This window comes from Lactiplantibacillus sp. C232, assembly GCF_023806725.1.
Classification (GTDB): Bacteria; Bacillota; Bacilli; order Lactobacillales; family Lactobacillaceae; genus Lactiplantibacillus; species Lactiplantibacillus plantarum.
In genome coordinates, this window is sequence record NZ_JAMSKZ010000004.1 from 185,521 (window position 1) to 208,642 (window position 23,122).

A 23,122-nucleotide genomic window follows, 5' to 3' on the forward strand; every position below is an offset into this window, starting at 1 on the left:
AATAAAAGTCGTTAAAAAAATTCCAACACGCCGGTGTCGGAATTTTTTGGTTATTTTTGCATTTGTGATAAACAAGTGACGATCCGCTGAGCCGCCTCACGCACATTTTGCGGATTAGTCGCTAAGTTCAAGCGAACAAACCCCTGATCATCAGGACTAAACCACTCACCAAAGTCAACTGCGAGCTGACATTGATCTTGAATAAACGCTTTCGTTGCAGCTGGCTGAACGTACGCGCGTAAATCTAGCCACGTCAAATACGTCCCCTGCAAATCGGCTAAAACCAACTTAGGCGCGTGGGCGGCAAAGGTGGTGCATAAATAATGATAATTATCACGGACGATTGCCAAAATCTGGTCTAACCAGGCCGCGCCCGATTCATAAGCCGTTTGGCCGGCAACCTGGCCTAAGACGCTGATCTCAGTCTGGCTGAAGCGCCCGATTTGTGCATCATAGCGTTGTCGTAATTTTGGATTAGGAATTACTAGATGTGAGTTCAAAAGCGCCGCCAGATTAAACGTCTTAGACGGTGCATTGACGACAATCACCCGGTTACTAAACCGCCCATTGGCTACCGTTAACGCCGATTTGAACGGATGGTTGGTCCGATCAATTTCTAAATCCTGGTGAATTTCATCTGAAATAACAAGCACATGATACTGTTCACATAATGCTAACAGCCGTGTCTCTTCATCTTCAGACCAGATCCGCCCCACAGGATTATGTGGCGAACATTGAATGAACAACCGCACCTCGTTCGCCTTAATTTGCTGTTCCACATCTTCAAAGTCAATCGTATAGTGACCACGATCATTGCGTAACTCAGATGTGACCAGCTGACGATGATTATCCCGCACCGCGTTGAAAAATGGATAGTACACGGGCGTCAGAATCAAAACGCCATCACCTGGTTGCGTTAAAATATTAACGAGCGCGTACAACGAATTGACCACGCCACTACCAAATCGAATCCAATCGCGTTTCAATGTCAGACCATGGCGTGCCTGTTCCCAATCGATAAAGGCTTGATAATAACGATCAGGCGTAATGGAATAACCATAAATGCCATGCGCCACTCGTTCTTGTAGTGCTTGCGTAACTTGTTCTGGCACTTTGAATTCCATGTCAGCGACCCACATTGCCAACAAATCAGGATTGCCATACCGAGCTTGTAGTGCGTCCCACTTCAATGAATCCGTATGCTGGCGCGTTGTTGCGTACTTCTTAATAAATGCTGCTTGTTCCATCTTAAAGGCCTTCTTTCTCAACAAAAAAACTTCGTCCTTAACTTACTAAGGACGAAGTTTATACTCCGCGGTACCACCTATTATTACAGTCTTGCTGTCGCTCACGCAACGTACTCGTTACGTTCAACCCAATTATCGGTGGTCAATCCGGGCTAATAGCATCAACCATTAGCCAACTCCGAGTTCATCTTCACAATAAGCTGATGGTCAAATTACACCACTACTTTGACTCGCTAGGCATCAACTTATTGTTACTCTTCTCATCAACATTTAATCTTCACGTTGCTTCTAAGTTACAACGTGAAGATTAAAAAGTCAACAACGTCTTTAAAATTGCGCTTGCTCTAAAACCTGGTAGCCATCGATTCGTTGGTCAGCGGTAGGAAACGCCCCGGTCTGTAAGAAACGCTTGGCCTGCATGACCCGCGGCGAACTATTCGACCAATTTAATTGATCAAGTGGCACTCGAGCGGCCCCCGCCGACATTGATTCGGTGTAATGCGGTCGTTTGAGCAACAAATGGCCCCCCACCGGTTCCAGTAAATAATAAATATTAATTAACGTTGCTGGCAATTCTAATGTTGTTAAGGCTGGAATCGTAAGCTGGACGGTCCCAAGTTGCTTTGAAATAACAGTTTGTAGTCCTGTTTGAAGTTGTGCAATCTGACTAACGGCCTCACTCAACGTGGCCCGTGTCGTCACTGGTGCGGTTACTAAATCATAACGGTTCTTGAACGGCCCGGTTAAGGATTTATTAAGGACCATGGCCGTCGAATCACCAATGATACCACAAACAAATAGTGGACTAATTGCTGGTTCGTTAATCATCAATCTTTTCCTTCTCTCAGTCATACGATTAAATAGATAAATTAATTAGCCTATAAAAATATAACAGTTACATTTTACCTTAGAATTATGATAAGGTTCCTAAAAAAAGCATGCGAATATGAATATTTAACAACTTTTAATAATTCTATGAAAAAAAACGAATCTTGGCTACTAAAACGCACAAGGTTCGATTACTTTTTTTGTTATTTAGTTAGATTGCACATCGGTCGTATTAATAAATGACTGGGCTGGCACACGAATTAACCACCGCGTCATGGCTTGATGCCCCACATGGACACCTAAGCCATTCCAGAATGACGGCTGATAAGTGGCTGTCAGCTTCACTGCGTAGGCTTTTTCGTGCTGCCGGTCTTCTTTAACCAGCTGCTTTTGTGACCACGGAATACCAGCATCCGCCACTTTAACTTGCGAAAGATTAGTCACCACGGTCGCCTTGTTACTTGAAACAGTATATTTCGCACCATTAACCCAGTAATTATAAATATGCACGGGTTTTTGGGTCGTGCCCCGATCCACCGCGACATAGTAGGAACCATTAGTCCCAACTCGCAAAACCAGTGGTTCAACTTGATACGTTACCTTAACGTCCTTAGCATCTGACAGGTCGACCTGGTGATTGAAAGTCACGTATCCCATGCCAACTAGTAATCCGAGACTAACGATTAATTCAACGGTGGTAATGATAAGATTTCCCCACTCAAACGTATGCTTACGTTCCACGATCATCTTGATGCGTCGTACGCGAATATGATGAAATACCCACACGACTAACGCCAAAACAATGATCCACGCAATGATCCCAATCCAATTCCATGCAGAAGTCATTGATTGCCAACCCTTTCTCAATTACATTATTATGTTCTAATTGTAAATAATCCAACCTTAAATAACAAGTAATCCAGCAAATTCAACACAATCATTCAGAAGCAGATTGTGAAAATAATCACTGAAACGGTGCCAATGTAATCGAATTCATGGTAAAATAAAGTTATTAACTTGTAGAAAGAAGGAGTACACATGATCGCGTCACTAATTTATTGGGTCGTCGTTGTTGGCTTGATTGTTTGGGGTGTTTGGATGGCCATCCTTTCCGCATATTGGGCCAGCCAAAAACAAAACGGCAACATTTTCTTTATTGCAATTATGAATACATTAGGTGCCTTGGCCGGCCTCTTAGTATGGTGGGTCTTCAACAATCAAGACTGGCAGTACTACTGGTTATCCAGCACCGTTAAGACAACCAACCTCTTAGGCATCGTCCTAATCTGCTACGTTGTCTTGATTGTCATCGAATTCATCCAAGGCCGGGGCATCAAGCCTGAGACAGCTAAATAATGATTATTTTAAACGCCAAGCAAGTTGCTAGGCGTTTTTTATTGTCAAATGCGGCAACAATCTTGCTCTTCAGTGTTTGTTACGGTGATAACATTTGATTTGTCATGCTGCATGCTTCATCATGATTAATAAAAAAAACGATTCTCAAAGACATTGAGAATCGTTTTTTTATAAGCGACTGTCCTAATGGCGGCTATCGGTCTTGAAGATTTCAACTGGGAAACACACAGAACGCTCTACCAGTCGACTTGTGACACTACTTCACAACTAAGCCACGGTTAATTCAAAGCCTCCCGGTGCCATCTCATTTGCGGTAATACCCGCTGTTAAGATTGGCGATACGCCACTTACTGTTGAGACTGCCTGTGCACCCAAATTAAAGCGGCCTTGAATCGTCTGTTCAACATCCGTCCGCGTTAAGATTAAGCAGTGACCATCAATCGTCCATGTCAATTGGCTAGTTGCTAAAAAGTCGGCCTGTTGCCGGCGAAACTTGATCAAACGCGTGACAAATTGTCGAACTTGTTGTTCTTGCTCGTCTGGTTGCCAGTTCATGCACCGACGATTGTCAGGGTCGGCACCACCGGCCATGGCCACTTCCGTTCCATAATAAATACACGGGCTCCCCGGCAATAGCATCAGTAGCGTGAGTGCAGATTTAAATTTAGTTAACTGACCATGCAACGTGGTCAGTAGCCGTGGCGTATCATGCGTATCCAACGCGTTGAACATCGCCTGTTGATTAGGTTGACGATACATCATTAATTCCAGATTGGTTTTACCAACGTAATCTTCAGGGTTGAGTTGACCATTAAACAACGCCAGAATTGGTTGTGTCAGTGGATAATTCATAACCGCGTTAAACTGGCCGTTACCGACTAACGATTGACTACTATGCCAAGACTCACCTAATAGGTACACATCAGGTTTGATTGCCCGCAAGGCACCACATAACGCTCGCCAGAAACCATGGTCGACCTCATCAGCAACATCAAAACGCCAAGCGTCAATCCCGAATTGTTCGATCCAATATTTGGTTACATCAATCAAGTAAGCTTGTACCGCGGGGTTCTGGGTGTTAACTTTCGGCATCGCTGCTCCCGTCGCAAAGGTTTCATAATTAAGCCGCTTCGTCTTCGGATCACGTCCCACCGGCCAGCCATGAATATGAAACCAATCAGCAAACCGTGACTGCTCGCCATTTTTAATCACATCTTGCCACTGTGGTGACTGCTCGCCAAAATGATTAAAGACGGCGTCTAACATCACGCGCATACCGCGCGCATGGGCGCCATCGACTAGCGCCTGAAAATCGGCTTTCGTACCAAAGTGGGGATCGATTTCAAAATGATCGATCGTATCATACTTATGATTAGATGGTGACGTGAAAATGGGACACAAGTACAGGCCATTGACCCCCAGTGCAGCCAAATCATCTAAATGCGCTGTAATTCCGGGCAAATCCCCACCATAAAATGAATCACGGTGAACACGCCCAGCACCCCACGGTTGAACATTAGCCGGGTCATTTTGCCGCACACCATTTGCAAACCGTTCAGGAAAGATCTGGTACCAGACCGTCTCCTTAACCCATGCCGGTGGCAGCTCCGCATCACTGACGTGCATATATGGCATGTGAAAATAGTTGCCCACTGTTTGCCAGTTAGTGGCAACGTCGTCAAAGAAGCCACCCTCACCATAGCCAACCGTCGCACCGATCGTATCCGTGATCAGAAAGGCATAGACCACCCGGTTAGTCGGTACGGTCAGCGTCGTCTGCCAGTACTGGTTGCCCTGCGTCGCTAATCCGGGCTGCATTATCCGCCGCTCTAGCGCTGTTGTTCCTTCTTGCCATAAGTAAGAATCGGCAAACAAAATCTCCACTTGGGCAACATCGTCACGCGCAGTTTGTAGTCGTACCTGTAGTTGATGTGCGGCTAAGACGGCTGTATCTTCACTTTCAGGGCGGTGCCTAATTCCAGCTAGTTGCATTGTAAGATCTCCTTTTATGTAAACGATTACATTATTAACTAGACCATTTACGTCAATTATCCTCATGATTTTGGTGAAAACGTCCCCGTTCGCCTCGATTTTAGTGTATCATTTAGTCAAAATCAGTTGAAAGGACGTTATCCATGAAAACACTTTATCGCAGTACCCGCGAAACTGCAAGTCACACCATGACGTCATCACAAGCCGTACTTCAAGGCCTGACGCCGGATGGTGGTCTCTTTGTGCCCGTAACGCTACCGACCGCTAATTTTGACTTCGACCAGCTCGCCACGATGAGCTACCAAGAAGTTGCTTACGAGGTCCTTAAACTCTTCTTCACGGATTATACCGCTGATGAATTACACGCCTGCATTGACGCGGCTTATGGTGATCAGTTTGATGACCCCCAAATTGCGCCGGTCACCAAGCATGGTCAGCAGTATTACCTTGAACTTTTTCATGGACCGACCATTGCATTCAAAGACTTGGCCCTTCAAATCCTACCGCATTTGATGACAACGGCAGTTAAAAAGAACCATTTACAAGCCGAAGTCGTTATTTTAGCGGCCACCTCGGGCGATACTGGTAAAGCTGCCATGGCCGGGTTTGCCAATGTTGATCAGACTCGCATCATCGTCTTCTATCCAAAAGATGGTGTCAGCGCAATCCAAAAACAGCAGATGGTGACCCAAACCGGAGCCAATACTAGTGTTGTTGCGATCAACGGTAACTTCGATGAGGCCCAAACAACGGTTAAAAAACTGTTAAACGACCACCAATTACACGCGGAATTAGCCACCCACCAGTTCCAATTCTCAAGCGCTAATTCCATCAATATTGGTCGTTTATTCCCACAAGTGGCCTATTATGTCTACACCTACGCTCAACTTATCAAGCAGGGGCAAATCAAGAACGGTGATGAGATTAACTTTAGTGTTCCAACTGGGAACTTTGGGGATATTTTAGCTGGCTACTATGCCAAACAACTGGGCACGCCCATTCATAAACTGATCTGTGCTTCCAATCGCAATAACGTTCTCACCGATTTCTTTAATACCGGGACTTATGATAAAAACCGTGAATTCTTCTTGACGAGTTCACCGTCCATGGACATCTTAGTCTCAAGTAACTTGGAACGGCTCCTCTTCTACTTGACAGGATCAGACGCCACGGCGACTGCTAAACTAATGACTGATTTGCAAACGACCGGCCGTTATACGATTACACCGGCAATGCGTGCCAACTTAGCTGATTTTTGGGCCGGCTTCGTGACTGAAAGCCAAGATCAAGCTGAAATTCATCACCTGAACCATGCCCATCACTACACAATCGATCCACATACGGCCGTGGCCTCGGCGGTTGCCAAACAGTATCAAGCCGCAACCAGAGATCAGCGGCCCATGGTGGTTGTTTCAACCGCTAGTCCGTATAAATTCCCACAGGCCGTCCTAACGGCAATTACTGGTGAGCTTAGTGCGGTAGATGGCCTAGCCGCAGTTGATCAGTTACATGAGTTGATTCAAACGCCCATTCCAGCAACGGTCACAGCCCTCCGTACTGCGCCCGTGCGCCATAAGCGGGTTGCGGATGTTGATGATATGGGAACGACCATTAAAACAATTTTAAATCTTAACTAGAAAGTGTGACCAAGATGATTACGACCATTGCGTTAGACCTAGATAATACGTTACTAACTTCTGAGAAGACGATTTCTCCGCGAACTGAAGCAGTTCTCAAACAGCTGCATTCGGCCGGCAAACGGATCGTACTGTGTACTGGGCGACCAATTAAGGCGATTCAACCATACTTACAACAACTTGAACTCAACCAACCAACTGACTACGCGATTACCTTTAATGGTGGGCTCGTTCAGCAAAACACGACTGGTGACGTCCTTGCTCGTACTAGTGTGACCAAACAAGATTTACAACCCTTATTTGAGCAAGCCCAGCGCGATCATTTCTACTTAGACGTGATTGATTTGAAGCAAGTCTACTCCATTACGGATCTAGGCAAGTCACCGTACGAAGAATTCTTGCAAGGCTTAATGCCATTTAAGAATGTTCGTTTTGCCGACCTGCCTGCTGATGATCTATTCGGTAAAGTCGTTAGTGCTGGTCAAGATGCTAAAACAGTCCAGGCCAAATTACCAAGTCAAATTACCGATTTCTTCCACGTGGTCCCATCCCGGCGGACTTTGTTGGAATTCTTACCACCGCATACTGATAAGGCCAGTGGTTTGAAACAACTCCTCGGTCACTTTAATGAAGACTATGACAACTTGATGGCCTTTGGGGACGAAGAAAACGACCTAGGAATGCTAACCGCCGCCAAAGTTGGCGTAGCGATGGCGAATGCGATTCCTGCGGTCAAGGCTGCAACCACCAATGCCACCCTGAGTAATGACGAGGACGGGGTCGCCGTTTTCCTAGAAAATTACTTCAACTGATCCCAAACTGAAGCCTGTAACGGGCTTCTTTTTTAGCACAACAACTCAAAATCAAACTAACGAGGTGTCCCATGCAAGATCCCCGCATTATCCCAGCAGAATTAACGACTGGCGCTTTTTTCGATATTTTAGCAGATGAGGACCACAGCTTAAGTTATATTCAGGTTAGTGAAGAAGACGTGAGTCACCAGCACATCGATCACCCCATGCTGGATCACATGCACTTCGAAAATGTCCGGTTTACGGCCAGTCAATTTGAACGGCTTGACTTGACCGATGCCGTCTTTATCAATTGTGACTTTTCTAATTGCCAGTTTGAAAAAGCCAGCTGGCTACGCGTTCAATTCAAAGATTGTAAGCTCGTCGGTGTCGACTTGAACGAGGCTGCCCTCAATAACGTCGCCTTTGACCACTGTCAGCTCGACTTAGCCATGCTGTGCGACATGCGGTTCAAAACCGTGACCTTTGATCACTGTCGGCTGAATGGGGCCAGCTTTATGAACAATCGACTAACGACCGTCAAGTTTAACGAAACCAACCTTGACCAAGTCGCTTTCAACGATACCGCCCTCAAAAATATTGACCTAAGTACCTGTCAATTCGAGCGTCTCGAACTTGATACTGCCGCAGCACGCGGTATGATCGTCAATATTGATCAGGCTGCTTATTTGGCTGCTGCTTTAAACGGCATCAAAGTTAAACCCTGATACCGGTGGAACAGTCACCGTATGAGTGACCAACTCACAATGCCAAGGACGATTAAGCTGCTGGCTGGTAAATCTTCTAATAACACTGCACGTATCTGTCAGAATACTTTTCACGCGCTGAACACAAAAATACCACCTCCGTCAGGTAACAACCTGCGAAGGTGGTATTTTGTCGTTCATCATGACAATTCGAATTGCGCCCCGGTGTAACCAGTGCGGTCGGCCGCCGTGATTGGTCGAATAACTTGGCAAGGGTTGCCAGCCGCAATCACGTTAGCTGGAATATCGTGGGTTACCACGCTCCCACCACCAATAATCGTGTTAGCACCAATGGTCACTCCTGGTAATACGGTGACGTTAGCGGCTAGCCAACAACCATCACCAATTGTGATTGGTCGGGCGATGCAGCCGCCCCTAATTCGTTCGGTTGCATCAAACAAGTGGTTGCTCGTGTAAAGACCAACTTTTGGCCCCAGCAAGACCTGACTGCCGATCGTAATTGGCGCCCCATCTAACATCACACAATCATAGTTGGCATAAAAGTTATCCCCTAGATGAATGTTCCGTCCAAATTCAACGCGAAAATTAGGATTCACAAATGGCTTGCGACCAGCTGAACCAACCAATTGTCGCAATAAAGTTTCTTTAGTCTCTGGATCAGCAGTCGCATTGACCGCGTTCGTTGTCAACGTTGCTTGGTCACGCAACGCCGTTAGTTCTGCATCCGTATCTCGATACGGCTGACCAGTCGCCATGTACGCAAACTTCTCATCTAAATTCATTCCGCACCCCACTTCTATCGAATAAAATTCAAGTACCATGTTATTGCGCAAATTCCTTGTGCTGAACGAATCTGGCCATTCTTTAATAGGTCAATCACTTTACTGAGCGGGACAAGTTGCGTATTCACGTATTCGTCCGCGTCAAAATGCCGTTCGCCATGTTCTTGCGGATCAATGTGAGTCAAAATCAAGCTGACCGTTTCGTCCGTGAAACCTTCCGACGAGCTAATTTGCGTCATAATTTGTGGTTCATGGGCAATGTAGCCCGTCTCCTCTTGTAATTCACGGGCCGCGGCCGTTAACGGATCTTCCCCCGCATTAATGAGGCCAGCAGGTAAACTAATCGTCTCGGCATTGCGACCGACCCGGTACTCTGAACCTAGCACGACTTGGTCATCCGCGGTGATGGCTAAAATCGTGACGGCGTTCCCATGCTGAATCAAATCGCGTTTTACTTCTAATCCATCAGGTGTTTCAATCGTTTGTTTGACCAAATCAAAAATCGGCCCATGATACACCGGTGTCGTTGATAGGACCTTACCGCGCCGGCCAACTTTCTCAAATAAATCTGCCATACACATTCACTACTCCTTAATCTATCTCAAATCCGGTACACCATCCGGCAGCATCTTACGAATGCCACCCGCGGGGTCTGGCACGTCACCTTGATATCGCGGTATCAGATGGAGATGACAATGCATTACGGTTTGGCCCGCAGCCGGATCAACGTTAATGCCAATATTATAGCCATCCGGATGATTGTGCGCATCTAGGTACGCTTTTGCTTGGGTCAGTAAGGCGAGCATCGCATTCCTGGTCGCCGTGGGCACATCAAAATACGTGGCATAATGTGCTTTCGGAATAATCAACAAATGCCCCGGACTCACCGGCTTTTTATCGAAGAAGGCCGCTGCTAGGTCATTCTCCAAAATATACGGCAACGGCTGACAAAAAATACAAGCCATACCAAAGTCCCCTTCCTATTTTGCTAACCAACCACCATCAATTGGAACCACCGTCCCATGAATATAATCAGCGTGCTGACTCGCTAAGAATAGCGTCAGATCTGCAACTTCCTGCGGTTGGGCCCACCGTTTTGCGGGCGTCTCACTGGCAACCCATTTCGCCATCTTACCATCGCCAGCAAAATCAGCGGCATTCATCGGGGTATCGATAGCCCCCGGCGCAATGCAGTTGGCGCGAATTCCCTGAGCCGCATAGTCCAAGTCAAGTTGTTTCGTATAACCAATGATGGCGTGTTTGGCTGCGGTATACGCTGCGCCGCCTCCGCCACCCACCAGTCCAGCGATCGATGCCATATTCACGAAAACGCCGTGTTGTGCGGCTAACATTGCAGGTAGCACCGCATTAGTCACGATAAACTGGCTTGTCAGATCCGTCGCCAAAATATCTTGCCACGTTTTCAGATCCGTTGCTAAAGTTGGTTGATAGCCGTCTAACTTACCGGCCGTATTGCACACGACGGTTGGCTTGCCGAGTACGTTAACTCCTGATTTAATCGCCGCGACGAGCGCATTAGTGTCGGTCACATCAGCAATTTCATAGCGCAGGGCTGACGTCGTTACTAGCGCTGATGGCTGTGGTTGCCGATCAATGGCAATCACGTCAGCCCCCTGGGCTAGGAAACTCTGGACCTGGGCTAAGCCAATCCCGGAGGCAGCTCCAGTAACCAAGACAGTCTGTCCACGATATTCATCAAATTGCATTAGTCAACCAACTGCCAGTCCGTCGCTAAAATATCACAATCTGTTGGTGACCACATACTATAGGCTTCATCGGCCGTTTTGATTAAAAAGTACGGGTTCAGCGGGTCGCCGTTGAAAGTGGTTGCCGTCTGTAATTCGACGAACAATTCGGTCCCTTCCCAACCAGTCCGAACAGCGCGCTTACCAGCTTTTAATTCAGGTAAAATAGCTTCAAATGTCATCATGATACCTCCAATTATTAATACCCAAATCGTATCATAATCCCGCGTGGAGTGACAGGCAAAAATTGGTACCAACAAATTGTCTATTTTACTGGTACGGACCAATTATTTGTGCGATAATGTAAGCGAATACAGAAACTAATTATTATTTGGAGGAATTTTAAATGAGTAAACTCGGTGTTTCCGTTTATCCCGAACGATCAACCTTTGAAAAGGATGCGGCGTACCTCGATTTAGCCGCAAAATATGGCTATCAACGGGTATTCACTTCACTGCTTGAAATCAAAGGGGACCAAGCCGCAGTGGTTGCCAACTTTAAAAAAGTGATCACTTACGCGAAGCAATTAGGCTTGCAAGTAATGGTCGACGTCAATCCTGACCTCTTCAAACAACTTGGCGTGTCCTATGACGACTTGTCATTCTTCCACGACCTCGGTGCCTGGGGTGTCCGCCTCGACCTAGGATTCACTGGTCAAGAAGAAGCCCGGATGACGCACAACGAATTCGGCATTAAGATTGAAGTCAACATGTCCAAAGGGACTCACTATGTTGACACGATTATGGATTATTCACCTGAAAAAGATAACTTACTAGGCTCACATAACTTCTACCCACAACAATACACTGGTCTTGGTTATGATTATTTTGTTCAGACTTCTGAACAATACCGTCAGTATGGCATCAACACCGCCGCGTTTGTTTCATCAAATGATGCGACTTATGGGCCTTGGCCCATGCAAGACGGGTTATGTACCCTTGAAGATCATCGGGGGTTACCGATTGCGGCACAAGTTCAACATTTGAAAATGACGGGGCTGATCGACGACGTTTTAATTGGTAACGCCTACGCGAGTGAAGCCGAACTAAAAGCCGCTGCTGAAGTGTTCTTTAGTCCTTACCCACTGCTACACGTCGAAACCGTTGCTGATCTATCGGCAGTTGAAGAAAAAGTACTCTTTGCGCAACCACAGACTTATCGCGGTGATTTTTCAGATTACGTCATTCGTTCTTCTCAGACCCGGGTCATCTACAAAGACGAAGCCTTTCCTGCTCATCACCTAGATGCCATTCATACCGGTGATGTCTTGATCGATAACGATGAGTTTGGGCAATACAAAGGTGAATTGCAGATTGCACGCCAAAATCTTGAAAATACTGGCCGAATCAATGTGGTTGGTCATATTACCAAGAGTGACTTACCTTGCCTTAACTTGTTACAACCGTGGGCCGACTTTAAATTTGTCGCTGCCAAATAGTACTCAACGAATGGAGGGGTCGCATTAATGACAACTGATTACCGTTTAACTAGCGATGCTGACCGCGAAGCTTTCTACCAACTTTATCAATACGCGTTCAATAATCACGATACCCCCGCGCGGCGGCGATTTTTCATGGATCGCTACCAACATGGCTGGATCTACGGCCGTCACGATCATGGTCAACTGGTCAGTGGGCTATACAGTCTGCCACTAGCAGTCAACTTTCATGGTGTCACCTACCGGATGAATGGTATTGGCGACGTGATGAGTGCGCCTGAATATGCCGGTCAGGGTGGCGCGGGACAGCTGTTAACGACGGCGCTGACAGAAATGGCAGCCAACCACGTGACGCTGTCCTACCTTGCCCCCTTCGCGTACGGTTACTATCGTCGTTTTGGCTATGAACACGTCTTCGACCACGCGCACCAAGTCATGGCCGCTCCAGACCTACCACGTGTCAAACCGACGGACTGGTCTGGTACGATCACCCGCTATGGCAATGACGGGCTGGCCCAAATCAACGATTTTTATGCACGACAACCGCAAAATCAGCGTGGTGGTCTGATTCGACCAGCCTGGTGGCAACATTACCTGACTCTCAAACATCATTGGTCGGTCGCAATTTACCGCAATGCGGCTGCCAATATCGAGGGCTATTTGATCTATGAACGGCAGGCCACTAACTTTGCGATTCAAGAATGGGTGACTAGCACGCCGACCGCTTTCGAACGATTGGCTAACTTTATCACTAAGCATGGCACCACCTTTGAAACGTTTAGTTATGATAGCCCAAGTGCGACCAACGGCTTGGACCTACTAGCCGACCCATACCGTTTAAAAGTGACTGTCCAGCCGTACATGATGGCCCGCATTGTTGATTTATATGACTTTATCAAGCGCTATCCGTTTCTCACGGACATCCAACCAATTCGCCTAGCAGTCAGTGACGCTACCCTCCCTGCTAATCAAGGAATCTGGTCATTGACGCGGCACAACGGGCAAGTAACGCTCAATCGGGTTAGCGACCAATTAACTGGACCGGCTGACATTCAGTTAACGATTCAGCAATTAACCACTGCTTGCTTTGGCACCCAGAGCTTAGCCCGGGCGTACCAACACGGATTAATCACCGGTGATGTGAATGCGATCAACCGACTTGACACTAGTCTAGTGAAAGAACGACCAGCACTTATTGACTACTTTTAAGTGCTTGATTTAGATAAGCAGCATGACTGACTCAAAGTGGGCCGCCAGAATGATTATTCTGGCGGCCCACTTTTTGTTCAGACGCTGACTGGTATTGAGATTTGCATAGATTAAGTCATTTACGAATCAGATGGCAACAGATACTAGCACCAGTCGATTAAGCTGGAGCCGTGAGCAAATCAACTTAATAATAATGAATTGCCCTCAAATCACGGACCTCATTAGTCTCCATGTTTAAGCTACCTTAGCAAATACGTTGGTTATTTACTCGACAGGAATATTCCAACGCAGTAGGCTTCAATTGCTATTAGAAAGTGAGGTCATTATTCGAATAAATCATGTTAATCATGATCATGCTGTCGCTATCACTGCAACGCCAACGACATTTCCCACTAATACATTAAACAAATTATGCCCTATTACCACGTGACCTAAACCGAATTTGCTGAACACACTGCAATCTCTAAAAAACAACTGTCATTTACCTTGAACCGACGAGCCTTCATGATTATCCTTGTCGCCCATCAAATTAAACCAGCAACTAGTTTAAAAGCACACTGTTGAATGGCACTGGATTTGAATATCGACTTACAAACTATCAACCATAATTCGAATCCGATGTGATTAAATTCGAATGGGCGACTGCTTAAATATGACAGCAACCACTATTTTTCCAAAAAGATCTGTCTTTTTCATTTGAGCAATCATGCTTAATCTTCCAGATATATTCAGAATCTTCACCAACTATACAAATACTTACCGGCTACCTGTTTCATCATGACTAGGTGCTGTCTAGCGAAAATTGACAATTCAATTAAAAACATTAAAATTATATTAGATTAGCCATTTTTCATTTCTAATCAATTCATACTACCGAAAGGAACTCGCCATGGCCATCAAACAACCTGGTTTAACCATCAACATTAGTAATCATCAATCTAGCTTGCAAATCTTCAAAGCTGCCGCAAGTAATTTCATTAGTTCACTAAGCGGTAAAATGTTCACTTTTGGCCTTGGACTCATGTTACTCGATGAAACACACTCTGCCATTAGCTTTGGTATCAACATGATTATCAGTCCAATTGTTGGCTTGCTTTGCCTTGTCCCAATTGGCAATCTGATTGATACTTATCCGCACAAAACCATTCTCACTGGTAGCCTGACTGCCCGCACGCTTGCACTAATTTTATTCGCTGCTAGTATCAACTTATTTACGGCAACAGCAAAACTCATTCCAATCGTTCTTTTTCTAATTATCGATGCAATTTCGACAAACATTAATGATACCTGTTATTCTGCCGCCACCCATGAGCTTGTTAACGCTCACAACATTCAACGTCTAAGTTCATTAACCCAAAGTGCAATTTCTCTTTCCTCGATTCTATCACCAGCGTTAGGCGTTGGGTTATACAGTTTAGTCGGCTTTTCTGGCTTCGTTATATTAGAGATTGTTGCCACACTCGCCTCATTTGGCATTATGCTCACAATGAAATTTCATTATCACGCAACTAATCAATTCGCTAATTCACAACACGCCCCAGTAAATTCGCACAGTCAGTTTGCAAAATTTCATTCTGGTCTAAATTACATGCGGTCGCGAACAATGATTAAAATTACAATTCTGTTGAGTGTTATTCTGAACTTCTTATATACTGCTGTTACGATTGGAATTCCGTACATCTTAAAAGATCAGCTTCACACAGGTAATGGTCCTATTGGCGTGCTTGAAACCGGGAGCGCAATTGGTATGCTACTTGGCAGTCTACTTTTAACTTTGCTACCGCCAACCGGTCAGAAACGTCTCTTTTTAAAATTAATTATTCCGGTACTTATTCTTGATAGCCAAATATTGCTATTAGGTGTTCTGTTCATGACGTCCCAATCACCAACTGGATATGCCCTGCTTGGTAGCTTTATCATGGGAATATTGGCTTTCGCGCTTGTTATTCTTAATATAACGTTTCAGGTCTACTTGCAGCAAACCGTGCCAACTAAATTACTAGGCCGAGTCGTTGCAACATTAACAACAGTCAATAGCTCAATCATGCCAATCGGAACACTTATGTTCACTTTAATCTTTCAAAGTACCACTCATGGCGGTCTCGTACTAATCATCAACGGAATTCTACTACTTGGGTATACGTTACTGCTGTTGCGGCCATTAAATCAGGCCATTCATAGTGAACAGCCATGAGTCACGTATCATCAGGCAATTAACAATCCCGATTGCGATGGAAAACGTTGCTTTCGACTTTCAACGGGCTCACCACCGTGCTTCTATCACTTCGAGCCCTCATAAAACCGCCAATAAACAAATTATTGATTAACGACCGACATAATACCTAGGAATTATACCAGCCAATGTTACGATCAACATCACGACCAATCGTTATGAACAACTAGCGCTTTTGCAACGGCAAATAGTTATTCTATTCAAAAAAGATGTTTGAAGATCCGACTAGATCTCCAAACATCTTTTTACTGACATTATCCTGGTTAATCACCAGCATCGTGCGTAAATAAAACTAACGAATATCAATTGATTACCAATGTAATATTAACCATGTCTTGACATTAATTTTCATACAAATAACCCGCATCCCGTAAAGCTGCCTTGATGGCTGTTAATTGTTCTGGGGTCTGATAAGCAACCGTATGGCTATGGACGCCATCTGTTAATTCTGATAATAAATGGCCTTGCAATTTCTTGAGCCGGCCCATAAACAGATTAACATCACCAACTGAGCGAATCTCTAATTCACCCCGGAGCCGGCCATACAATGGGTGTTCGACTTCAACATCCTTGATTATGCCCCCTGCGTGAATGATCAAGGCCATTTCCTGCATCGCTTCGTTTGGAAAATGACGGCAAACTAGGACAGCAGTTGGCTGATCCGCTTTTTCTAATTCATACCCTTGAAGAGTAGCAACAATGGCCGTTCCGTGAGCCCTCAATAATGAAATATCCCCAACAATGGTCTGACGACTAACGTTAAACTGCTTCGCTAGCGTTGTTGCACTTACGGGGATCTGCGTTTGCGATAATTTTGATCGAATTTGTTCACGCCGTTCTGATCCTGTCATGACTCACCCTTCTTACTCTTTCAATAGAATCATTCTACCAGAAAACCAGTAGAATAGCTTTCATCAAATACTAAATTATGATAAACTAAGTTCATTTATCATAGGTGTCAAGACACCTAAATCTTAATAACGGGATTGATTAGCAATGCGCAATTTATCTTTATTAACCGACTTATACGAACTCTCAATGGCAAATGGATTTCATCACGACTTACCTCAGACCAACGCCACCTTCGACCTTTTTTATCGCCGGGTTCCTGACAATGGTAGCTTTGTCATTGCGGCCGGCCTCCAGCAAGTTGTCGAAGCTTTACAAGATTTTCATTTTACCAACAGTGACCTCGACTACTTCCGTCAACTTAACCTATGGGATGAATCCTTCTTAGCCATGCTGGCAAATTTTAAGTTAACTTGCCAAATTAAGGCACTACCAGAAGGAACCCCGGTCTTTCCTCGTGAACCACTATTGACAATCACTGGGCCACTTGAGCAAGCGCAATTACTTGAAACACTCGCCTTAAATATCGTCAATCACCAATCACTGATTGCCACTAAAGCTCGTCGACTGAGTTATGCTGCGGCAGGACGTCCAATTATGGAATTCGGTGCGCGCCGTGCGCAAGGCCCGGACAGCGCGCTTTACGGCACCCGGGCAGCCATTATTGGTGGCGCCAATAGTACTTCAAACGTTCTCGCTGCGAAGCTGTTTGATATTCCCGTTGCTGGTACCATGGCCCACAGTTGGATTGAAGCCTTCCCGGATGAACTAACGGCGTTTCGCAAGTGGGCCGAACAATATCCTGACAATAGTGCGCTACTAGTCGATACTTATGATGTGCTTAACTCTGGGATCCCTAACGCGGTGACGGTCTTTAAGGAGCTACGAGCAGCTGGGCATGAACCCGTCGGTATTCGAATCGATTCGGGGGACGTCACGACTTTATCACAAGCTGCCCGGACACAATTGGACGCGGCTGGCTTTCCCAATGCCAAAATCACTATTTCTAACGCATTGGATGAACACATCATTACCTCGCTGTTGCACGAAGGCGCACCGATCGATAATTTTGGTATCGGTGAAAAGCTCATCACTAGCGCGTCCGCACCGGTTCTAAGTGGCGTCTACAAGCTTGCGGCAACTGAGAGCAATGGTCAGAGCACCCCCAAGATCAAGGTCAGTGCCAGTCGCGAAAAACTAACGATTCCTGGTGATAAGCAAGTCTATCGTCTGTACGAACCAGGAACTCAGCGGGCCTTTGCTGACTTGATTGCACTAGCTACCGAGACGATCGTCGATGCGACCAGCCTAACCGTCGTCAACAGTGACCCACTCAGTGTCGACCGCCAACAGCGACTCACCCATTTTGAAGCCCGGCCCTTACTCGCGCCGGTAGATTTGTCCAACACCACATCAATTCCGGTTACAACCATTCAGGCAACGACCCAGGCTAAACTTGCCGAGCTCCCACGAACAACCCAGCGGCTCGTCAACCCAGATCTTTACCCGGTCTACATGACAACCACACTCAGCCAGTTACAAACTAGTTTGTTGAATAAAATGACGATACTAGCAGATTAACAAACGAACACGCGTAGCAACGACCAAAGCCACTTCTGTACTTAGCGTTCAAATGACCGCTAAGTACAGAAGTGGCTTTAGTTTATATCAAGTAACACTTAGCTCACTGACCAGTAATTTGATCATGTTCACCCGGGGTCAATATTTTGGTCATCACCGTAATCAAATACGCTTGTTCGCGCTCAATTTCAGTTCCCGGCAATTCCAGCATTAACCGCGCTAGGTAACCGAATAGCTGCGATAACAAACTTTGCAGTATCAAATCATTCGGCCAATCCACAATCAAATGATCTGCTTTTAGTTGATTTATGACACTTCCCATCTGCTTGACCATCTTAGGCGCAATCTGGCTAAGAATCTGTTCGCGTCGTTCGGCGTCAAAAGCTGCCATTTCAAAAATGACCTTTAACTCTTTCACGTTAGCTTTAGCAAATGCAACTCGGTCCGTAAAAATTGCTGTGACGAATGCCTGTAGACTGGGATAACGCTGCCGTAATTCATCCTCTGAAAAATCACTCGCTAAAATTGGCACAATGTGTGCGGCAATTGGTGCTAAGATGGCATCCCGTAAGGCAGCCTTAGTCTTATACCGCCGATAGACCGTCCCCTCCGCAACGCCGGCCCGTTGTGCAATATCACTAGTACTAGTCTGGTCAAAACCCTTTTCAGCAAACAAATCGAGACTTGCCTGGAGGATGGCCCGTTGCTTAGGTGTAATCGTTTCATTCTGACTTAGATCATGTTGAAAATAATCCCGTATCCGTGGTCGTTCCATATCCTCACACCTTCCGATAACGTTTCATTCCAACAATATTCAACATTGTTAGTACGACCATAAACCCTACTAATATTAACAAATTGACACCAATATCGCCAAGCCCAGCACCCTTTGTCACAACAGCCGTCAACGCATTAGCACCATAGTATAACGGCATGATGTGGGCAATTGCTTGCAACCAACTCGCCATGCCATCGACTGGAATCAACCCAGCAAAAAAGATTTGTGGTACAACAATCAGTGGAATAAACTGAATCATTTGAAATTCTGAGTTAGCAAAGGTGGAAATAAAGATACCCAAGGTCAAAGCCACTAACGCTAATAATAAGTTAGTCAGAAAGACCAGCCAAATACTACCAACTAAGTGAATCTTGAAGACCGTAATTGCAAAAACAACGGTCAGGACAGTCTGAATGATGGCAAAGCCCCCATAACCAATTAGATAGCCCATAATAATTTCACTCCGTCGAATTGGAGTTGCAAGTAGCCGGCTTAGGGTTCCAGTAGTGCGCTCATTCAAAAGTGAAACGCCAGAAATCAAGAACACAAAGAAGAAGACAAAGAAACCGAGAAAGATTGGCAAAAAGTTTTCAAAGAACGTTGAATCACTACTACCATAAATATAATGACTGCTAGTGGTATAGGTCGTCGTTTGTGATTGACTATTTGTTGGCGCCGCAGCACTCGCTGTAGCCTGCCTCAATTGCTTTTGAATTTTAGCCGCAGCAGCAGTATTCCCACTTGCCTGTGCTTGGGCCAAGGCAGTCTTTAGCTTGCTAACCGTTGCCTGTTTTTGCGCCGCGGTCAACTTTTGTAGTGCCACCTGTTGCGTTTGCAACACCTTTTTTTGTGCTTTAGTAGCCGTGACCAACGTTTGAATTTTTAATTTGACCAGTCCGCTTTGCAAAGAAGCTTTGATCAATGACGTATTGGTCGGATTACTATTAGAATACGTGATCGTTAAGTTGCCATCTTTTTGCGTCAAATATCCATCCAAATCATGCTGCTTAATCATCGCTTTTGCCTGGTTACTACTGTAATGGTGAATATCGACATGCTTCGTATTAATGGCTTTGACCACCTGATGATCAACATTGTGAACACCTAAAGTCGCCACTTGAGTCGTGTTATTTTGAAACAAAAAATACATCAACGCCATAATTAAGAGTGGTGCCAAAAACATCAGCGCCAAGGTACGCTTATCACGTAACATTTGCTTAAAAACTCGTCTAACGATTGCCATCGTTCGCATCTTGCATCCGCCCCGCTTTCAAAAAGACCTGTTCGATCGTATCTACTGCATACTGTTGTTTCAGTGCCGCGGGTGTCCCCTCAGCAAGCGCAATCCCGTGCCGAATCAACATGAGATAATCACACCGTTCTGCTTCGTCCATGACATGCGTTGTCACGAGCATCGACTTACCAGTATCCTTGAGCTTATTTAGTTCGGTCCAAATTTGTTGCCGTAATTCTGGATCAATCCCAACGGTCGGTTCATCTAAAATCAATAATTGGGGATCCTGAATCAGGGCGATTGCCAACGACAAGCGCCGTTTCATCCCACCCGAATAGCCACTGACCCGCTTGTCTAATTGGGACGTCAAGTCAACTAATCCGGCTGCATAATCAATCATCTGTGCTAACTTTATTTTTGGAACACTCATTAATTGCCCAAAAAAGGTCAGGTTTTCACGGGCCGTTAGTGTCTCATACAAGGCGTCACTTTGGGCCATATACCCTACTTGTGCCATTACCGCCCTATTGGGCATCACCGTATCCATAACTTTAACAGTGCCACTATCCACAGCTTCCATCCCTAAAATACTCTTGATCAAGGTGGTCTTCCCAGCTCCCGATGGCCCAATCAAGCCATAAATCATTCCAGCCGGCAGTGTCAAATCAATCTGATTAAGCACTTGCTGATGACCAAAGTGCTTGCTGACCTGCTTGGCGATGACATAATCCGTTGCCATTTTAATAACCCTCTTCCTCGAAATGAGTGTATACTCACTCACTTAATGGCTTTAGTATAATCAGTACATCTCGGTTTGTCAACAGCAAAATGAGTTGTCACTCACTCGTTTTATTTCCAGCCCATTTGTCACCGCACTGCAAACAAAAATGCGCCACCCCGTTGTTGGGATGTCGCATTTTAATTAAATATCAGCACTGATATAAGCGTTAGCAATGTTTTAACGATTGTTAATCTTGGTCAGCAATTTTTGTCCTAGCTCATAATCCAACTGACGCTCCGATTCCGGCATCATGTCGCCGCCAGTTGCCCAGACAATGTGGGTGACGTCTTTGCCAGCAAGCGTGGGAAATTGGGCCATGATGGGGGCGATCGCGGTAAAGCCGGCTGCAGCGGATGGTTCGACCATTACATCTTCAGTATCGACGAGCTTCGTCAAATAACGATATAAATCATCATCTTCAAATGTTGCTGTTCCGAGTAATAGCGTTTGCATCACCTTGCCTGCCAACCGTGATGGCCGGCTAACGGCTAACCCATCAGCGGCAGTCAGGCCATCTAAACCAATGTCTTGAACAGCAATTTTTTCATTCAGCTTGGTCATCATCCCTAAGGTCACGGACGGCACGTGGGTCGGTTCACAAAAGACGGGGTAAATATTGGCTCCCATAATCATCTTGAGGCCAAAAGCGACGCCACTAGGACTGCCACCGACCCCGGCCGGTAAATAAACGACGACCGGGTGCGCAGCATCCATCTTGATGCCTTGTACTTTTAATTGATGTTGTAACCGTACCCCAGCAACAGCGTACCCGAGGAATAAGTCACGTGAACCTTCATCATCAACAAAGTGCGTATGGTCATCCTTGGCCGCGGCGGCACGGGCCACCGGAATCACACTTGAAAAGTCGGTATTTAGTTCCTCAACGGTGACGCCATTTGCCCGCAGTTTGTCCTTCTTCCACTGACGAGCATCGTGAGACATATAAACGGTCGTCTTAAATCCAAACGTTGCGGCCATGATGCCCACACTGAGTGCCAAGTTTCCCGTCGATGCAACGATGACGCCGTATTGTGCAAATAACTCGTGATACTTAGCCGTTGCCAAGACACTGTAATCATCCATATACGTTAAGTCCGTATGGGCCATGGCTACCTGTTCAGCAAACTTGAGCACTTCGTAAATCCCACCACGTGACTTGATCGAACCCGAAATCGGCAACTGACTATCAGCTTTTAAATAAAGCTGCCCCGCCAATGACTGGTGGTTGAGAGCCTCCCATGCTGGTTTCATCTGCTCAAGTGGTAACAATGGTGACTCAATAATCCCATTCATAGCTGCCGTTTCTGGAAAAGCAACGGCCAAAAATGGTGCGAAACGTTCCCAACGTGCGACCGCGTCAAAAATATCGGCCCGCGTTAACGGCAGGTCCGCCCGCTTCCCATAATCTGGGTTCTGCCAAACAATTGGTCGTTTTGCCATCAATTCCTTAATCTGTGGGTGTTCTTCAATCATTACCGTTGTATCCATACTTTCAGGTCCTTTTCATTTAATTGCATCATATTACGTATCGTGAGTTAAAATTATCAGTTTTCGATGGCCGTCTGCATGCGTTCAGCCTATTCCGACCTTCCGAGACTAGGTAACATACTGAAACGTCACCACGATCAGCACAAATGCCGATAAGTCGATATAACACGCACTGAGCCAACAAGCCTCCCCCAACCCGACCCTTTCAACCGAACCTAAGTTAGTGGCTTTTCTCTGAATCTAACGATTTTTAATCACAACTCATGTTAGATAATATGACATCACCTTCGTCCATCATTTAACCATATTTGATACTTAGAAACAATCTTTAGGCACTGATTAACAATAATTGTTGATTAGCCAATCAAACAAGCTAATAAGGCAATCGAAAAACGACGTTCAAA

General features: G+C 45.7%; 22 protein-coding genes. 8 read left to right on the plus strand and 14 right to left on the minus strand.

The features are described 5' to 3' along the window. Positions 1 to 50: 50 nt before the first annotated feature. The 3 genes from MZO41_RS06060 to MZO41_RS06070 all read right to left on the minus strand — a co-directional run bounded on the left by MZO41_RS06060 (position 51) and on the right by MZO41_RS06070 (position 2,942). Entirely contained in the window at positions 51 to 1,247 is a 1,197-nt protein-coding gene (locus MZO41_RS06060) for a MalY/PatB family protein (protein ID WP_003642565.1), read from the minus strand. Positions 1,248 to 1,574: 327 nt separating this feature from the next. Then, positions 1,575 to 2,075 carry a hypothetical protein gene (locus MZO41_RS06065; RefSeq protein WP_003645850.1) on the minus strand — a complete coding sequence of 167 codons (501 nt, stop codon included), beginning with the start codon at positions 2,073 to 2,075 and terminating at the stop codon, positions 1,575 to 1,577. Between the two features lie 207 nt (positions 2,076 to 2,282). After that, positions 2,283 to 2,942 carry an LVIS_2131 family protein gene (locus tag MZO41_RS06070; RefSeq protein ID WP_225995577.1) on the minus strand — a complete coding sequence of 220 codons (660 nt, stop codon included), beginning with the start codon at positions 2,940 to 2,942 and terminating at the stop codon, positions 2,283 to 2,285. A gap of 171 nt (positions 2,943 to 3,113) precedes the next feature. Between MZO41_RS06070 and MZO41_RS06075 the strand changes: the two genes are divergently transcribed. Continuing rightward, a complete protein-coding gene (locus tag MZO41_RS06075) occupies positions 3,114 to 3,431 on the plus strand; it encodes a hypothetical protein (protein WP_003642562.1) in 318 nt (105 codons plus the stop codon). A gap of 267 nt (positions 3,432 to 3,698) precedes the next feature. Here the strand turns inward: MZO41_RS06075 and MZO41_RS06080 are convergent, their stop codons facing one another. Then, positions 3,699 to 5,423, minus strand: coding sequence for a glycoside hydrolase family 13 protein (locus tag MZO41_RS06080; protein WP_011101904.1), 1,725 nt, complete (start codon positions 5,421 to 5,423; stop codon positions 3,699 to 3,701). 143 nt (positions 5,424 to 5,566) lie between these two features. Between MZO41_RS06080 and thrC the strand changes: the two genes are divergently transcribed. From thrC to MZO41_RS06095, 3 genes are all read left to right on the plus strand, one after another. Then, the gene (thrC, locus tag MZO41_RS06085; RefSeq protein WP_011101905.1) at positions 5,567 to 7,060 is read left to right on the plus strand and encodes a threonine synthase; all 1,494 of its coding nucleotides are present in this window, start codon (positions 5,567 to 5,569) and stop codon (positions 7,058 to 7,060) included. 14 nt (positions 7,061 to 7,074) lie between these two features. Next, positions 7,075 to 7,872 carry a Cof-type HAD-IIB family hydrolase gene (locus tag MZO41_RS06090; protein WP_003645847.1) on the plus strand — a complete coding sequence of 266 codons (798 nt, stop codon included), beginning with the start codon at positions 7,075 to 7,077 and terminating at the stop codon, positions 7,870 to 7,872. 71 nt (positions 7,873 to 7,943) lie between these two features. Then, positions 7,944 to 8,579 (plus strand): pentapeptide repeat-containing protein, encoded by a 636-nt coding sequence (locus tag MZO41_RS06095; RefSeq protein ID WP_013355841.1) that lies wholly within the window; start codon positions 7,944 to 7,946, stop codon positions 8,577 to 8,579. A gap of 179 nt (positions 8,580 to 8,758) precedes the next feature. Here MZO41_RS06095 and MZO41_RS06100 read toward each other — a convergent pair whose 3' ends face one another. The 5 genes from MZO41_RS06100 to MZO41_RS06120 are packed head-to-tail and all read right to left on the minus strand — an operon-like array spanning position 8,759 to position 11,309. Next, entirely contained in the window at positions 8,759 to 9,361 is a 603-nt protein-coding gene (locus tag MZO41_RS06100) for a sugar O-acetyltransferase (RefSeq protein ID WP_003644736.1), read from the minus strand. Between the two features lie 14 nt (positions 9,362 to 9,375). After that, the gene (locus MZO41_RS06105; RefSeq protein ID WP_013355842.1) at positions 9,376 to 9,942 is read right to left on the minus strand and encodes an NUDIX hydrolase; all 567 of its coding nucleotides are present in this window, start codon (positions 9,940 to 9,942) and stop codon (positions 9,376 to 9,378) included. Between the two features lie 15 nt (positions 9,943 to 9,957). Continuing rightward, positions 9,958 to 10,326 (minus strand): HIT family protein, encoded by a 369-nt coding sequence (locus tag MZO41_RS06110; protein ID WP_003642555.1) that lies wholly within the window; start codon positions 10,324 to 10,326, stop codon positions 9,958 to 9,960. A 15-nt stretch (positions 10,327 to 10,341) separates the two neighbouring features. Next, positions 10,342 to 11,088 carry a 3-oxoacyl-ACP reductase gene (locus tag MZO41_RS06115; protein WP_003642554.1) on the minus strand — a complete coding sequence of 249 codons (747 nt, stop codon included), beginning with the start codon at positions 11,086 to 11,088 and terminating at the stop codon, positions 10,342 to 10,344. After that, positions 11,088 to 11,309, minus strand: coding sequence for a DUF2829 domain-containing protein (locus MZO41_RS06120; protein WP_003642553.1), 222 nt, complete (start codon positions 11,307 to 11,309; stop codon positions 11,088 to 11,090). Before MZO41_RS06120 ends, MZO41_RS06115 begins: the two co-directional genes overlap by 1 nt. 164 nt (positions 11,310 to 11,473) lie before the next feature. On the opposite strand from MZO41_RS06120, the gene MZO41_RS06125 reads away from it, so the two are divergent. The 3 genes from MZO41_RS06125 (at position 11,474) to MZO41_RS06135 (ending at position 15,968) form a co-directional block, all read left to right on the plus strand. After that, a complete protein-coding gene (locus MZO41_RS06125; RefSeq protein WP_013355844.1) occupies positions 11,474 to 12,565 on the plus strand; it encodes a DUF871 domain-containing protein in 1,092 nt (363 codons plus the stop codon). 27 nt (positions 12,566 to 12,592) lie between these two features. Beyond that, complete coding sequence (locus MZO41_RS06130; RefSeq protein WP_003642551.1) at positions 12,593 to 13,774, plus strand: GNAT family N-acetyltransferase; 1,182 nt, start codon at positions 12,593 to 12,595, stop codon at positions 13,772 to 13,774. Positions 13,775 to 14,663: 889 nt separating this feature from the next. Beyond that, the gene (locus MZO41_RS06135; protein ID WP_013355845.1) at positions 14,664 to 15,968 is read left to right on the plus strand and encodes an MFS transporter; all 1,305 of its coding nucleotides are present in this window, start codon (positions 14,664 to 14,666) and stop codon (positions 15,966 to 15,968) included. Between the two features lie 380 nt (positions 15,969 to 16,348). Here MZO41_RS06135 and MZO41_RS06140 read toward each other — a convergent pair whose 3' ends face one another. After that, the gene (locus MZO41_RS06140; protein ID WP_011101910.1) at positions 16,349 to 16,858 is read right to left on the minus strand and encodes a transcription repressor NadR; all 510 of its coding nucleotides are present in this window, start codon (positions 16,856 to 16,858) and stop codon (positions 16,349 to 16,351) included. Between the two features lie 145 nt (positions 16,859 to 17,003). Between MZO41_RS06140 and MZO41_RS06145 the strand changes: the two genes are divergently transcribed. Further along, positions 17,004 to 18,437 (plus strand): nicotinate phosphoribosyltransferase, encoded by a 1,434-nt coding sequence (locus MZO41_RS06145; protein WP_013355846.1) that lies wholly within the window; start codon positions 17,004 to 17,006, stop codon positions 18,435 to 18,437. Positions 18,438 to 18,540: 103 nt separating this feature from the next. Here the strand turns inward: MZO41_RS06145 and MZO41_RS06150 are convergent, their stop codons facing one another. The 4 genes from MZO41_RS06150 to dsdA form a co-directional block, all read right to left on the minus strand. Beyond that, the gene (locus MZO41_RS06150; protein ID WP_003642548.1) at positions 18,541 to 19,212 is read right to left on the minus strand and encodes a TetR/AcrR family transcriptional regulator; all 672 of its coding nucleotides are present in this window, start codon (positions 19,210 to 19,212) and stop codon (positions 18,541 to 18,543) included. A gap of 4 nt (positions 19,213 to 19,216) precedes the next feature. After that, positions 19,217 to 20,467, minus strand: coding sequence for an ABC transporter permease (locus tag MZO41_RS06155; protein ID WP_016511800.1), 1,251 nt, complete (start codon positions 20,465 to 20,467; stop codon positions 19,217 to 19,219). Next, entirely contained in the window at positions 20,445 to 21,188 is a 744-nt protein-coding gene (locus MZO41_RS06160) for an ABC transporter ATP-binding protein (RefSeq protein WP_003642546.1), read from the minus strand. Before MZO41_RS06160 ends, MZO41_RS06155 begins: the two co-directional genes overlap by 23 nt. Before the next feature lie 219 nt (positions 21,189 to 21,407). After that, a complete protein-coding gene (gene dsdA / locus MZO41_RS06165) occupies positions 21,408 to 22,718 on the minus strand; it encodes a D-serine ammonia-lyase (protein WP_003642545.1) in 1,311 nt (436 codons plus the stop codon). Between the last annotated feature and the right edge of the window lie 404 nt (positions 22,719 to 23,122).